We start from the raw sequence: 13,936 nt of genomic DNA, 5'->3' as shown, positions 1-13,936 counted from the left end.
ACCATGAGCGAGATCGTTTCCATCGAAATCAGTCATCACAGACTGGCGCTCGATCCGCCGTTCAAGGCGAGCTGGGATGGGCGGCCGCGCCGACATTTCGATGCGACGATCGTCCGTGTCAGGGACGACGAGGGCCATGAGGGCATCGGCTCCGGCGACCTGATGAAGGGCTTCGAAGGTCATGAGGACCTGTTCATCGGTCAGGACCCGCGGCATCTGGAGCGTCACTACGAAGTCCTGTCGCATATCAACTTCCACTATGGCCGCTGCTGGCCGATGGACCTGGCGCTGTGGGATCTCTCCGGCAAGATCACCGGCGAACCGGTCTGGCGGATGCTCGGTGGCCGCGCGAGCCGTGTGCGGCTCTATGCTTCCTCCGGCGTGCTGCGGGAGCCGGCTGCGATGGCGGAACAGGCGGAGCGCTATCTCGAGGAAGGCTTTCCGGCGATGAAGGTCCGCTTCTCCTCATCTGTAGGCGGGCGCAGCAGTTGGCGGGACGATGTGAAGGCCCTGGAGGCGATCCGTGCCCGTGTCGGCAGCAAGCTGGAGCTGATGGTCGACTGTAACCAGGGTTGGCGCATGCCCTGGGATACGACATTGCCCTGGACATTCAAGGATGCGCTGACGGTTGCGAAAGAACTGGAGCGGCTCGGCATCTACTGGATGGAGGAGCCGCTGCACCGCTCCGACCGCAAGGGCATGAAGGAGCTGAAGCAGGCAACTTCGGTGCGCATTGCTGGCGGCGAGATGACGCGCGAACTTTACGAGTTCCGGGACATCATCGAAGAACGTGCCTTCGATGTCATCCAGCCGGATGTGGCGCTGGTCGGCGGCATCACCGGCTGCCGGCGGCTGGTCTACCAGGCGCGCGAGGCGGGTGTCCAATTTACGCCGCACTCATGGACGAACGGTATCGGTGTGCTGGCGAACGCGCATTTGACCGCGGGTGTCGGCGATGCGCCTTGGCTCGAATATCCGTATGACAATCCGGAGTGGAGCGAGGCCCGTCGTGACTATCCGATGGCGATGCCGCTCAAGCACGATGAGGGCTGGCTGGATTTGGGGCTATCTCCCGGCCTCGGCGTTGTTCTCGATGAAGAGCGTCTGAAAGCCACCCGCATCTGACATGATGCTCGGCCTCCCTGGTCGAGTTTCGTTTCCCGCCTTATCTGCCGCCCAACGGTTTCCGTTGGACGGCTTTTTTGTCGGATGTGGACGGCATCCGTCTCGCCTGCTCGCGGCTGCGGGCCCAACGCATGACGGGGCGTTCCAGGAAAAAGTAACTGATGGTGCCGATCGCGAAAATAATGACGATCGCGACGAGGCTGGACGTGATCCATCCCCCTAGAACATCGTCGGAGCCGGTGCCGAAGGTCCAGGGTAAGAGCGTCGTCATCAGCGTCAGCACGATATCCTGCCAGATATAGACGCCGAAGGAGACGGTGGCGACATAGCGGCTGAGGCTGTTATCGAGAACTCTTCCCAGAAAAACCGACTGCGGAAGCGCACAGAGGGCGATGGCGACCGCCAAGGGAAACAGCGGGAATTGATAGGGAATGCCAAGCCAGGCATAGCCTTCTCCTGGGCCACCGATGGACTGTGGCAACTGCCATGCGCCCATGATGATCGCGAGCGCTCCGATAATATCGCATATTGCCGAGCGCCGGGCCGGGATTATGGTCTGGATTCCGGCCGCCAATACCCCGAGTGCGAATACCGCGAAGAAGCCGATGGGATTATAGCGCGGCATCCATTCCTTGGCGCCCCCCTGAAAGCCATATTGCCATCCTCGTCCGACGTTGTCTGTCGGGAGGTAAGTGACTACTAACCAGTGGCCGAGCAATGATGCCGCGATAATGCCGATCCATAGCAGGCGGCAGACGAGAGCGGAGCGCAATCTCAGCTTCGCATGGAACAGCAGCAGGAAGCCGATCGGCAAAAGGACATAGCAGGTTGTCTCGAAGGGAATCGACCATAACGGTCCGTCACCCTGCACCGGGAAAAAGGTGCGCCAATGCCATTGGCTCATCAGGAAGAAGCCGGCGACATAGCGGCCGATCAGCTCTCCATCGAGCGGAAATCCATAGACGGTAAAGCTGATCACGAAACCGACGGTGAGGGCGACCCAGAAGCCCGGCAGGATGCGCGCAGCGCGGCGCATGGCGTAGATCTTCAATGAAGGTAAGGGCTGGGCTCTATCCAGCGCCAGCCAGAAGGGACGAGAGAGAAGAAAGCCGCTGAGAACGAAGAAAACCGAGACGCCGTGATTGCCAAACCGGGCCAGTAAGAAGGTCAGGTCCAATGTCGGGGGGATTTTGTTGAAATCCATTCGAAGCACGAGATGATGGGCAAGCACCATCAGGCACGCGACGGCGCGCATGAAATCCGCTCCTCCCAGCCGCGCCTCTTTCTCGATTCTCATCCCGCAGACACCTTCCTCGACACTTGGTTAGGGCATCGCGAAGGTGTCGGCAAGTATGGGTGAGCTCAGCCAAAGAGCGCGTTGGTGTAGTAAGTGCCGAAATCCGGCTTATCCTTCAGAATCACGCCCTGGCCGTCGAGCAGGATGCCGTGGGCGAACAGGAAATCGCCGAGTGCCAGCGTCTTGGCGGGATCGATGACGCCGCTTTTGCCGTCTGTTGTCTTGAGGTAATGGCCGGCGATTAGCTCTTTCAGGGACGCCTTGACGAGATCGGTGTTGGTGAGCGCACCATTGGCGCCTGCGATCAACAGATCTGCGGATTCGTCAGGATGGTCGATGGAGTAGTCGAAGCCGCGCTTGGTCGCCTGGATGAAAGCTTTGGCTGCCTCGGGATTCTCAGCGATATAGGCGTCACTGGAGGCGATCAACGTCGTCTGCTCGTCCGGAACGCCGTAATCGGCATAGCGGAAGCGGCGCAGCGCCTTCTTCTCAAGCTGAGCCTCGATGCCCTCCCATGTATAGACCTCAAGCGTAAAATCGACCGAGCCGTTGGCAAGTGCCTCGTAGGCAGAGGTGCCGAGCGTCACCGTGTTGATTTTGCCCTCTCCGCCGTCATTGCGGATGATGGCGGAGATCAGGGCGTTTTCCCAGGCGCTGCCGAAACCGCCATAGGTCTTGCCGTCGAGATCTTTCGGGCGCTGGATGTCCTTACGGCCGTCGTTGAAGATGACGCGGCCGGTCTCGGTCTGCACGATGGCATAAACGCTCTTGATGTCGGCGCCTGCCGCGCGTTGGGTGAAGACCCCGATCGGCCCGGTGATGCCGAAATCGGCGACACCATTGGCAACCAGCGTGCCGGCATCGGTGTCGGTATAGGGCAGGATCTGCACATCGAGCCCGGCATCCTTGTAGAAGTTTTTCGCCTGGGCGACAAAGAGGCCGATGTGATTGGTATTCGGCGTCCAGTCGAGGGCTATCTTGACCTGAGCCGGTTCAGCAGCCGCAAATGCGGTACGGGCGAGCGGCAGGGTGGCGGAGGCAAGCGTCAGGGCAAGAGCCTGGCGGCGCGTCAGAAGCGGCATGGCGATCTCCTTTTAAGTGGGTCGATGAAGCAGGGTTTCGAGAATGTCGGCTTCGATATCGCGGACGGAGGCGTCGGCAAGATCGGCGAGCTTTCGCGGGCGCGGCAGCGGCACGCGGATTTCGCGGATGATCCGCGCCGGACGGGGCGAGAGCACATAGATGCGGTCGGAGAGGAAAACAGCCTCGCGGACATCGTGGGTGATCAGCATCGCCGTCCAGCGGTGATCGGCCCACATGGTCTGCAGCCATTCCTGCATCTGCGTGCGCGTCAGCGCATCGAGTGCGCCAAAGGGCTCGTCGAGCAGGAGCATGTCATGCTTCTGCACGACGGTGCGCAGCAGGGCGACGCGCTGACGCATGCCCCCGGAAAGCTGAGCCGGATAATAATTTTCGAAACCCGCAAGGCCGAAGGGCTCGAACAATGGTTTGACGATGGCCTGCGCCGCCTTCCAGTCCATGCCCTGGACGCGAAGACCGAGCGTGGCATTGTCGATGATTCTGCTCCAGGGCATCAATGCGTCGCGCTGCGGCATGAAGGCGAAGCTGGCGGCACTTTCTGAAAGCGGTTTGCGATCGAAGAAGATGTCACCACCGCCCGCCTTTTCAGTGCCGGTCAAGAGTCGCAGGATGGTGGATTTGCCGGCGCCGGAGGGGCCGACGATGGTGACGAATTCGCCGTCGTTGACGGTGAGCGAGATGTCGTCCAGCACGGTCATTGCGCCGAAGGATTTGGAGACCCCGCGGAATTCCAATCTGGGCGTAGTCATTGCCTGCAAGGTCATTGCTCGTAAGGTCATGGCGATGTCGGCCTTTCGGTATGGCGCCAGGGCATCGCCAGATGGCCGAGCAGAACTGTGATCGCAAACAGTACGAGCGTCAGGCCGGCGCTGACGAAGACGGCGGCGAGCACGAGATCGGGGCGAAAATTGTTCTTGGCGTTGAGAATGTAGATGCCCAGCCCTTTGGCGGCGCCGGCATATTCGGCAAAGATGGCGCCGACGACGGCATAGGTGATCGCAATCCTCAGGCCCGCGAAGAAATAGGGTTGCGCCGAAGGCAAACGGGCCAGGAAGAATATCCTCCAGCGCGAGGCCTTCATCGAGATCAGCAGCTCGTGGATATCCTTGTCGGTCGCTTCATAGCCCTGTAGCAGCGCCACCAGCATCGGGAAGAAGGTGACGAGGGCGACTAGCAGGATCTTCGGCACCAGGCCGAAGCCGAACCAGAGCACGACGAGCGGAGCGATTGCCACCAGCGGCAAGGTCTGGCTGATGACGAAGAGCGGAAACAGCGCGCGGCGCACCGGCCGGGCGAAGTCCATCAGCACGGAGAAGACGAAAGCGACGGCGAGCGAGCAGCCGAAGCCCGCAAGCGTGGTGCTGAGCGTCGGCCATGTGTTGTCGATCAGCGCCTGCCGGTTGATCCAGCCCTGCGCCAGGACGCGCGAGGGCGCCGGCAGGATGGACGGGCGGATGCCGGAGAAGTCGGCGTAGAGTTCCCAAAGGGCGAGGAAACCGACGGCAGCGGCAATCGCCGGCAGGGCTCCGATAATGGCAGTGGGAAGCGCGGATGGCGCAAAAGCGGACGGACGTCGTGACATGACCGATAAGCTCTGATCAGGCTTTGGTCGGGCTGTTTGCGGATACTGTAATGTCCAGGGTGACGTGGCCTTCGGGCGGGCCGAAATTGACGAAGGCTTGCTGCAAGGTGGCGAAGATCGCGCCGGCGTCGCCCCGCAGCTTGGTGGAGAAATTCTTGGCCTTGTCGAATGTGCCCGACCGCTTCAGGAAGTCGATGCAGCCATAGATCTCGTCCATATGGTCGCCGGTGCCCATGACATAGAGCGAGAACTGCGCGGCGGACGGCTGATCGGTGACCGGCGTGGTGGCAACGGCGGTGAGCGCCGCATCGATGCGCTCGGCAAGCGGTGCTCTTACACCCTCCCCGAGATTGATGCCGCAGATCGGATCGTCCGGTTCGCCCGGGCAGCCGCGCGAGACGGCGGCCGAGAGCACGCAATGTTCGCCGGATCGTGCGGCAAAGACGAAGAGGTCTCGCATCGCTGCGAACAGCACATCGGGCGGGCCGACCAGAAGGGTGGAAATATCGTCGGTTTCGATGCGAAGCGCATCGCGGTAGGGGTCGAGCCCCTTGATGGCTCCGAGGATGATGCCGGCGAAATTGCCGGACATAGGATACAGAGATACTTGCGCGCCTGAGAACATTTTAACCTCGCTCCGCTGGCATTACCCAGATCAGCTTTGAAGGGTCCGGAGGCATGTCGCCTCACATCTCAGCCCCGGCTTTTCGGAGCTCCCCTGTGAATGGCGCGGAAGCTAACACCGGTCTTTTGACAACGCAACGACAAAAATTCAGGTGCCGGCTGCACAAAGACGCCCGGGCTCCTGCAATGCAAGCCCGGGCGCCGGGCGGTCCTCCGTACCTGCCAGAAACGGAGAATCGGCGTTGGTTATCGTGGATGAACGCCGCTTAGGCCGCGAGGGAGCGATAGGGTTGCATTGCCCGGGCTGGCTTCAATGCCGCGCTCCACCAATGCAACCGCGCCATCATCCGCACCAGCGATTGCCGCGCTTCGATCGGGTTTTCGAGAGAGCCGTCTTCGGCGAACCGGCCCCAGGGGTTGGCGAAGCTGACGGTGTCGCGGACCGTGACGGTGTGTAATTCGGCAAAGACCAGCCGCAACTGTTCGACGGCGCGAAGCCCTCCGGAAATGCCGCCATAGGAGACGAAGGCAACCGGCTTGCCCTGCCACGGCTCGTAGACAAGGTCGAGCACGAATTTCAGCGAGGCCGTGAAGCTATGATTGTATTCCGGCGTGACGACGATGAAGGCATCAGCCTCGGAGAGCCGCTCGGCGAGGGCCGCAACAGCCGGATGCTCCTTATCGTGCAGGACGGGCAGGCCGAATTCGAGCGGATCGATAATGTCGATGTCGATCAGCGGATAGTTCGCCAGCTCGCGGGCGACCCAATTGACCACGCGGTCACATAGTCGGCCCTTGCGGGTGCTGCCGTAGAGAATTGCCAGCCGGGTTGGTTCTGTCATGCGTTGCTCCTGCTTTACGCGCTTCGGAGCAGGAGCTATAGAACCTCAAGTAATGTTGAGGTCAAGGGCTCGTCATGGGAAAAATCGAATCCGATCAATTTTCCAAATTGCTGACCGTGGGCGAGGTGGCAGCGCGCAGCGGCGTCGCGGTTTCGGCGCTGCATTTCTATGAGGCGAAAGGGCTGATCGAGAGCCACCGTAGCCGCGGCAATCAGCGGCGTTACGCCCGGGAAATCCTGCGCCGGGTGGCGGTTATCAAGGTGGCGCAGCGTGTCGGCATCCCGCTTGCCGAGATTCAAGCGGCACTCGATACGCTGCCGCAAGGCCGCACGCCGACGGGCGCCGATTGGCGGGCGCTTTCGGCGCAGTGGAAGGATGATCTCGATAACAGGATCAGGCGGTTGCAGGGGCTGCGTGATCAGCTCGACGGCTGCATCGGCTGTGGCTGTCTCTCGCTCCAAAGCTGTCCGCTGCGTAATCCCTGGGATGTGCTGGCAGAAGAGGGGCAGGGGCCGCGGTTGCTCGATCCCTAGGGCGCCATGCGTTCATTTGAACGCACCACTCTCCCACCATCTGAGCACCCGCATCGCTCGCAATGTGACCCAGCGCGAGGGCTTGCCTTGCCCGTCGTCGACCTCGAACCACACTCGTCCTGTCGGGTTCCATTCGAGCGGCCACGTGCCGTCCTCGAGGCGTCTGGAGCGAACATGATCGATCGCCTCACCGAGCCGCGGATCCGGATCAGCGCCGGTCAATATTGCGGCGAAGCGGAAATAATCGAGCGCACGCAAAATGTCGTAGCGCCAACGGTTGGGATGCACGAAGCGCAGAAATCGCTCGTCCGCAGGCTCACCGGTGCCGAGACGGCGAAAGAGGTTGCGCTCCAGGAGATATTCTTCGCCTGATCTGCGCGCCTCACGGGATGCAGGCGTGCCCCCGGTGGCCCTCTCGTATTCCAGGAGCCCCTCCAGCACGTTGATCGTGCTGGCGAAGGACGAACGGACCGAGCCATTGGCTCTCTCACAGTTCCAGCCGCCGTCATCGAGGCGTTCGCCTACCAGCCTGCGAACTATGGGCGAGACGTCGATCCCGAAATAGGCGCCATCGGCAACGGTTCGCCCGTTGATGCACTCTTCGACTTCGCCCTCCCAGTAGGGCTGGCCGCCTTCATCCCACCGTGAGTTTGCGCCGATCAATTCGACAGTTCGTTTTGCCCGATCCGACAATGGATCGAGACCAAACTCTCGGAGCTGCGACAACGAGAAGGTCGTGGCCGTCCAAGGCTGACCGCGTTCCTGCCACTCGCGAGGGTCGAAATCACCCGGCAAGAAGGCGCCGCCTGCCCATTGCCCGTCCGCGTCCTGACAAGAGAGAAGTCTGGCTCCCCAGCCCTCGGTTTCCACTTTGGCCCGCTCCGCCATCCACTCCGATTCCGGGGCGTCGAGCAGGTCGCGCATCACCTGCCATCGGATCGATGGATCAGAGTCGAGAAGCCAGTTGATCACCGCACCAGAGTCAGTCATGCGGGCAAGCCTATGAGCGATCAGGTTAATGGCTGTCTTTTTAGACGCTTCCGTCGGACCACGCCAGTGTCATGCACCCGCGGGGGATCCGAACCGTAGTGCTAAGCTCCCGAAACGCTTGCTCAAGCGTGAACCCGCGTGCCGGCCATGTAGTCATCCAGCGCGGCGGCTTCGTCTTTCGAGAGATAAAGACCTTTCTTCGAACGGCGCCAAAGGACGTCGGCGGCGGTATAGGCCCATTCATGTGCCATGAGATAGCGGACTTCCGCCTCGTAGAGATCGCTGCCGAAGCTGCGGCCGAGATCCGCCGTGGTTTTCGCCTCTCCGAGGATCGTCGCGGCGCGAGTGCCGTAACGGCGCACTAGCCGTCGGGCATGCGGATCGGCGAGGAAGGGATAACGCGCCTTCAGCTTGGCGACTTCCGCCTCATAGCCGCGAACCGGGAAGTCGCCGCCTGGGAGGGAGCTCTTGGCTGTCCACGGCGTGCCCTTGAGGCCGATGACCTCGCCGATCTTTTCCAGCGCATGTTCGCTCAGCCGGCGATAGGTGGTGAGCTTGCCGCCAAAGACATTGAGCAGCGGCGCCTGCCCCTCTATGCCTTCGACCTTCAGCACATAATCGCGCGTCGCTTCCTGCGCCTTGGAGGCGCCGTCATCATAGAGCGGACGCACGGCGGAATAGGTCCAGACGATATCCTCGCGCCGGACCGGCTCCTTGAAATATTCGCTGGCAGCGTTGCAGAGATAGGTGGTTTCCTCGTCGGAAATCTTCACATCCTTCGGGTCGTCCTTGTAGTCCCGGTCAGTCGTGCCGATCAGGGTGAAATCCTGCTCATAGGGGATGGCGAAGATGATGCGGTTATCCGGATTCTGGAAGAAATAGGCGCGCGGGTCGTCGAACTTCTTACGGACGATGATATGGCTGCCCTGCACCAGGCGGACATTGTGCACCTGGTTCTTGCCGAAGGCGTCGGACAGAACATGGTCGACCCAGGGTCCAGCGGCATTGACCAGCATACGCGACTGAAAGGCGCGCCTCTCGCCGGTGACGGTGTCCTGTGTTTCGATCGCCCAGATGGCGCCCTCGCGGCGCGCGGAAATCACCTTGGTCCGCGGCATGATGGTGGCGCCGCGATCGGCCGCATCGCGGGCGTTGAGCACGACCATGCGCGCGTCGTCCACCCAGCCGTCGGAATATTCGAAAGCCTTGGTAAACAGCGCCTTCAGCGGTTTCCCCGCTGGATCGGTTTTCATGTTCAGCGTCGCCGTCGGGGGCAATAGCTTGCGGCCGCCGAGGTGATCATAGAGCAGGAGGCCGAGGCGTATGAGCCAGGCCGGGCGGATGCCGCCCTTGTGATAAGGCAGGACGAAACGCAGCGGCCAGATGATGTGCGGCGCCATCGCCCAGAGCACTTCGCGTTCCATCAGCGATTCGCGCACGAGGCGGAATTCGTAATGTTCGAGATAGCGAAGGCCGCCATGGATGAGCTTGGTAGCGCCGGAAGATGTGCCGGAGGCGAAATCATTCATTTCCGCGAGCGCGACCTTGTAGCCGCGTCCGGTCGCGTCACGGGCGATGCCGCAGCCATTGATGCCGCCGCCGATAACGAAAATGTCGTAAATCTGCTCGCTCACGCGCCCCTCCGAAAAGGTCTGCCATTTTGGGGAAATGGAAAATCCGAAAATTAATTCATCTAAAACGAAATCAATACGAATGTCAAACGAACGTTTCGTGACGAAAGCGATGAGATGATCAATTCTGCCGGCGCGAGGTTTCCACCAGACGAACGCCGTGTTCCGCCGCTGCGGCGCGAACGGACTCGACGCGACACTCGTCGGTGACGAATGTATGGACTTGCGAGAGATGGCCGATGCGCACCGGGGCGGTGCGTTCGAACTTGGTGCTGTCGGCCACCAGGATGACGTGGCGAGCATTGGCAATGATTGCCTGCGCCACTTTCACTTCGCGGAAATCGAAATCCAGAAGCGCGCCATCGGCGTCGACGGCCGAGGTGCCGATGACCGCGTAGTCCACTTTGAATTGCCTGATGAAATCGACCGCTGCTTCTCCGACGATGCCGCCGTCCGAGCCGCGCACGACGCCGCCGGCGATGACGACCTCGATCGATGGGAAGATGCGTAACTTATTGGCAACGTTGATGTTATTGGTGATGACCATCAGTTCGTGGTGGCCAAGCAGAGCCTCGCCTACGGCTTCTGTCGTCGTGCCGATATTGATGAAAAGGGAGGTATTATTGGGAATGAGGCCCGCGGCGGCGCGGCCGATCGCCTGCTTTTCGGGGGCGGCGATGGAGCGGCGCGCCTCGTATTTGACGTTTTCCGTACCGCCCGGAAAGATCGCGCCTCCGTGCACGCGCGATAGAACGCGACCGTCGCAGAGATCGTTCAGGTCCTTGCGGATGGTTTGCGGCGTTACCGAAAAGCGAAGCGCCAGTTCCTCCACCAGCACGCGCCCCTCAGCTTTGGCGATTTCCAGAATCTCCGTCTGGCGTCCGGATAGGAACATTGTCGACGCTCCCTTTCTTTCGTTTTTTCGTCATCATATGATAAAGTGAAAATTCCGCAATTGCCGGCGCGCGGATTCTGCGATTTGGGGAGGTCATCGTGTTTCATCCGAAGCTATTCGAAAATCGCAATGTCGTGGTCACCGGCGCCAGCCGCGGCATCGGGTTGGAGGTGGCGCGGCAGTTTCTCGATTGCAGCGCACGCGTTCTCGTTCATGTCGGTCGCGACGCCGGCCGCGAGCTGCCCGATTTTCTGATGGAGGCCGAGCTCGATCGCCGCGCCTTTCTCGTTCCCGGTGATTTCACGAGCGAAAACGGCACGAGGGATTTTGCCCTCGCCGCCGCTGATGTGTTCGACCGCATCGATGTGTTGGTCAACAATGCCGGTACCATGCTCGGTCGCTTTCCGGCCGGCGAATTGACCGACGAGCAGTATGACCGGATCGTCCAGCTCAACCAGACCTCCGTCGTCGAGGTGACGAGGGCGCTGTTGCCTATGCTTCGGGTGGCGGGTCAGGCCGCGATCGTCAACACGGTTTCGATCTCGGCTTTGACCGGCGGCAGTCCGGGATCGGCGATCTATTCCGCCTCAAAAGCTTTCGTCGCCACCTATTCGAAGGCTTTGGCGCGCGAGCTGGCACCGGACGGTATCCGGGTGAATTGCGTGTCGCCCGGGACTATCGCCACCGATTTCCACGAGCGTTACTCGTCGAAGGAAAAGCTTGAACAGACTCGCCGCTCCATCCCGCTACAGCGTCTGGGCACATCGGAAGATTGCGCGCCTGCGTATCTCTTCCTCGCCGCGCCTACGCTCTCCGGCTACATCACCGGACAGGTGCTCGAGATCAACGGCGGACAGCTTATCTGCTGACAAATCGGACCTTTTTTGGTGTTCTGCGACTTTTTGAACCAGCTTCTGGATTCATAATATTATACGCATATCTCTATGTGAGTTTATCGCCGAGGCTATCATATGTCGCTGTCTCCACCGCCTAGCGGTGCTGCCGAGCATAATGTTGAGGAACTGACTGCGAAGGCTCAAAGGGCTAGCATCTTGTTGAAAGCTCTGTCGCACGAGACGCGGCTGATCATTCTCTTCATGCTGGCCAAGCGCGAAAAGACCGTGACGGAGATCGAGGGGCTTCTCGGTCTGCAACAAGCGGTGGTTTCCCAGCATCTGGCGCGGTTGCGGCTGGAAAAGCTGGTCGATACGCGTCGTGAGGGCCGGCTCGTCTACTATGCCGTCGCCAGTTCCGAAATCTGCAGCGTGGTCAATTCGTTGCAGGAGGTCTTCTGCAAGGCTGGCTGCTGATCGTCTTTGCCGGCGTGTTGGCCAGTAGCTGACATCCTTTTACAAACGGGACCTCAGTTTCGCCCGGGACTTTGCCAGTCAGGGATATCCTGTCGACTTTATGGATCACGGCACGAGCTCATACCGGGCTGGCGGGGCCGTCATCTGCCGACTTGCTGCATCAATTATGCCGCCGTCGACTGCCCTTTGCGTTTATTCTGAAATTCGAACAGTCATTTCACGAGGACAGATAGTAAGTAAGCCTTACTGTCACAAAGGCAATGTCACGGAGGCCTTAATGGTGGGGTGTCTTCGACAGCGATGTCGGAGGGCTGAATAAAGGAAACCCCATGAAGAAGATCATTTTACTCGCGGCAATTGGACTGTTTTCCACAAACGCGGTGGCAATGCCCAGGTACGACTCCCAATCGCTTACCTGTTCATCCGTTCATGACAAGATGGCCCAACATGGCTCAGTGGTGCTGCAATATCCGTCGCACCTCTATCCAAATTTGATGATGTACAATCGGTATGTCTCGAATTCGATGACATGCGCTGGGCAAGGGGCGATGGCAAGTGCCACCGTTCCAACCAGCGACGATCCGAACTGCAAGGTCAGGACCTGCACCCCCGTCACTGGAAAAGGACCGAATAAAAATCACCACTGAGGTGACTGGCCGAAGCACACGTTCTTGAGTGGACTTCCCGAGCGACACGATATCGGCGGATCATTTGCCCTGTCACGGCACGAGTAAATGTTCCTGTCGTTCTCGCTTTCGAAGTCGCCGCGTGTGCCGGCAGAATGCACGGGACTAGATGTTCCCTGTCGTCTGAAGAGATCCGACATTTGGATCGCGTGAAAGGCTCGGTGTCCTCATCCGGGCCTTTTCCGATTTGACGGACGGATCTCAGCCAAATCGTGCGATGCTGTACGATGATGTGTCGTTTGCGACAATCGTTTGGTCTGCGCCACATTTTCTGCCGGTAACTTTGCACCAGGAGCGGCCATCCAGGCATAGTTCAGGACAATGCTTACAGGGCATCCTGGATATCGAAGCGAACAATCTTATCGCCTTCCATGCGGAAGATATGCGTCACGGTCTTGTCCTTCAGGCCATGGGTTTGCCCGTCTAGAGGCCGACCATTGAGGTCAAATACTGACTGGATCACCTCGACAGCTACGGCACCATCTTCCGTTTTTTCAAATGTCACCGGTTCAACGTGTGGACTAACGACAGCCCACTGGCGTGTCCAATAGTCTCGCACAGCCTCACGACCATGAACGTGGCCACCTTCCATACCGTTGGCCCAAGCAACATCATCGGAAAGCACGGCGAGTACATCGTCGATGTCTCTTGCGTTGAAGCTGTGATAGATGCGCTTGATCATTTCGACGTCAGTTTCCGACATATCGTTTCCTCAACATAGACTGAAAGATTAGCTGGGCGGCATCGAAGCGACATTGTCTAATGCCATGCATCTAGATATATACGTGCATATATATCTTGTAATCGAGCGCAGGCAAGGGGTAAGCGGAATGGACGAAGACGTGCTTTCTACACCGGGCCATCTCATCAGTCTTGCGGCGCGGGGGTTCGCCCGCCTTAGCGAGTCACGCCTTAAACCGCTGGGCTTCGGTGTTGGCCACTTGCCTGTACTGGTCGCGCTGCAAAATGGTAATGCAAGCACGCAGCGTGATCTCGCCCGCTTTGCCAGGGTAGAGCAACCGCCGATGGCGCAAATGCTCGCTCGCATGGAGAGGGACGGCTCGATACAGCGGACACGCGACCCGGCTGACGGTCGAAGCAGCCGCATCGTGCTTACGAAGGCTGCACAGGAACGCATGCCTGAGGCAATTGAGACCTTGTTCCAAGGGAATAGGGAGGCATTGATCGGGTTCACGGATGCGGAAGCGGCACAACTTGTCCATTTTCTTATGCGACTGATCGAAAATCTGGATCAAATTGCGAGTGCAGAGTCTTCGTTACCCGGTTCATGAGTTTTGTGACGACGAAGCATGCCGCGGC

At 59.8% G+C, this 13,936-nt stretch carries 16 protein-coding genes and 1 riboswitch; of the genes, 6 read left to right on the top strand and 10 right to left on the bottom strand.

From position 1 onward, the window contains the following. Positions 1-3 precede the first annotated feature (3 nt). The gene (locus tag FHT86_RS24115) at positions 4-1,125 is read left to right on the top strand and encodes a mandelate racemase/muconate lactonizing enzyme family protein (RefSeq protein WP_133709133.1); all 1,122 of its coding nucleotides are present in this window, start codon (positions 4-6) and stop codon (positions 1,123-1,125) included. Between the two features lie 40 nt (positions 1,126-1,165). Here the strand turns inward: FHT86_RS24115 and FHT86_RS24110 are convergent, their stop codons facing one another. The 6 genes from FHT86_RS24110 to FHT86_RS24085 all read right to left on the bottom strand — a co-directional run bounded on the left by FHT86_RS24110 (position 1,166) and on the right by FHT86_RS24085 (position 6,571). Then, positions 1,166-2,416, bottom strand: coding sequence for an acyltransferase (locus FHT86_RS24110; protein ID WP_133709283.1), 1,251 nt, complete (start codon positions 2,414-2,416; stop codon positions 1,166-1,168). A 71-nt stretch (positions 2,417-2,487) separates the two neighbouring features. Then, positions 2,488-3,504, bottom strand: coding sequence for an ABC transporter substrate-binding protein (locus tag FHT86_RS24105; protein WP_183868901.1), 1,017 nt, complete (start codon positions 3,502-3,504; stop codon positions 2,488-2,490). Between the two features lie 12 nt (positions 3,505-3,516). Next, on the bottom strand, positions 3,517-4,272 hold the full coding sequence (locus FHT86_RS24100) for an ABC transporter ATP-binding protein (protein ID WP_183868915.1): 756 nt from the start codon (positions 4,270-4,272) through the stop codon (positions 3,517-3,519). Positions 4,273-4,298: 26 nt separating this feature from the next. Further along, positions 4,299-5,105 carry an ABC transporter permease gene (locus tag FHT86_RS24095; protein WP_133709134.1) on the bottom strand — a complete coding sequence of 269 codons (807 nt, stop codon included), beginning with the start codon at positions 5,103-5,105 and terminating at the stop codon, positions 4,299-4,301. A gap of 16 nt (positions 5,106-5,121) precedes the next feature. Then, positions 5,122-5,730, bottom strand: a complete 609-nt coding sequence (locus FHT86_RS24090) for a YkoF family thiamine/hydroxymethylpyrimidine-binding protein (protein WP_133709135.1) — start codon at positions 5,728-5,730, stop codon at positions 5,122-5,124. Further along, positions 5,721-5,835: riboswitch (TPP riboswitch) on the bottom strand. It overlaps the preceding gene by 10 nt. 160 nt (positions 5,836-5,995) lie before the next feature. Further along, on the bottom strand, positions 5,996-6,571 hold the full coding sequence (locus tag FHT86_RS24085; RefSeq protein WP_133709136.1) for an NADPH-dependent FMN reductase: 576 nt from the start codon (positions 6,569-6,571) through the stop codon (positions 5,996-5,998). Between the two features lie 74 nt (positions 6,572-6,645). On the opposite strand from FHT86_RS24085, the gene soxR reads away from it, so the two are divergent. Beyond that, positions 6,646-7,104, top strand: a complete 459-nt coding sequence (gene soxR / locus FHT86_RS24080; RefSeq protein ID WP_133709137.1) for a redox-sensitive transcriptional activator SoxR — start codon at positions 6,646-6,648, stop codon at positions 7,102-7,104. Positions 7,105-7,116: 12 nt separating this feature from the next. Here soxR and FHT86_RS24075 read toward each other — a convergent pair whose 3' ends face one another. The 3 genes from FHT86_RS24075 to FHT86_RS24065 form a co-directional block, all read right to left on the bottom strand. Further along, on the bottom strand, positions 7,117-8,094 hold the full coding sequence (locus FHT86_RS24075; RefSeq protein ID WP_133709138.1) for a squalene cyclase: 978 nt from the start codon (positions 8,092-8,094) through the stop codon (positions 7,117-7,119). A gap of 122 nt (positions 8,095-8,216) precedes the next feature. Beyond that, complete coding sequence (gene glpD / locus FHT86_RS24070; RefSeq protein ID WP_133709139.1) at positions 8,217-9,728, bottom strand: glycerol-3-phosphate dehydrogenase; 1,512 nt, start codon at positions 9,726-9,728, stop codon at positions 8,217-8,219. A gap of 118 nt (positions 9,729-9,846) precedes the next feature. Continuing rightward, positions 9,847-10,620, bottom strand: coding sequence for a DeoR/GlpR family DNA-binding transcription regulator (locus tag FHT86_RS24065; RefSeq protein ID WP_133709140.1), 774 nt, complete (start codon positions 10,618-10,620; stop codon positions 9,847-9,849). A gap of 98 nt (positions 10,621-10,718) precedes the next feature. Between FHT86_RS24065 and FHT86_RS24060 the strand changes: the two genes are divergently transcribed. The 3 genes from FHT86_RS24060 (at position 10,719) to FHT86_RS24050 (ending at position 12,577) form a co-directional block, all read left to right on the top strand. Next, complete coding sequence (locus FHT86_RS24060) at positions 10,719-11,489, top strand: SDR family NAD(P)-dependent oxidoreductase (RefSeq protein ID WP_133709141.1); 771 nt, start codon at positions 10,719-10,721, stop codon at positions 11,487-11,489. A 102-nt stretch (positions 11,490-11,591) separates the two neighbouring features. Beyond that, positions 11,592-11,930, top strand: a complete 339-nt coding sequence (locus FHT86_RS24055; protein ID WP_133709142.1) for an ArsR/SmtB family transcription factor — start codon at positions 11,592-11,594, stop codon at positions 11,928-11,930. A 329-nt stretch (positions 11,931-12,259) separates the two neighbouring features. Beyond that, positions 12,260-12,577 (top strand): hypothetical protein, encoded by a 318-nt coding sequence (locus FHT86_RS24050; protein WP_133709143.1) that lies wholly within the window; start codon positions 12,260-12,262, stop codon positions 12,575-12,577. Positions 12,578-12,941: 364 nt separating this feature from the next. Here FHT86_RS24050 and FHT86_RS24045 read toward each other — a convergent pair whose 3' ends face one another. Further along, positions 12,942-13,319, bottom strand: coding sequence for a nuclear transport factor 2 family protein (locus FHT86_RS24045; RefSeq protein ID WP_133709144.1), 378 nt, complete (start codon positions 13,317-13,319; stop codon positions 12,942-12,944). A gap of 127 nt (positions 13,320-13,446) precedes the next feature. Between FHT86_RS24045 and FHT86_RS24040 the strand changes: the two genes are divergently transcribed. Continuing rightward, complete coding sequence (locus tag FHT86_RS24040) at positions 13,447-13,908, top strand: MarR family winged helix-turn-helix transcriptional regulator (protein ID WP_133709145.1); 462 nt, start codon at positions 13,447-13,449, stop codon at positions 13,906-13,908. Positions 13,909-13,936: the final 28 nt, after the last annotated feature.

This window comes from Rhizobium sp. BK313, assembly GCF_014193655.1.
Taxonomy (GTDB): Bacteria; Pseudomonadota; Alphaproteobacteria; order Rhizobiales; family Rhizobiaceae; genus Rhizobium.
Note: the sequence above shows the minus strand (reverse complement) of the source record. Positions and strands in the feature narration are given on the sequence as shown.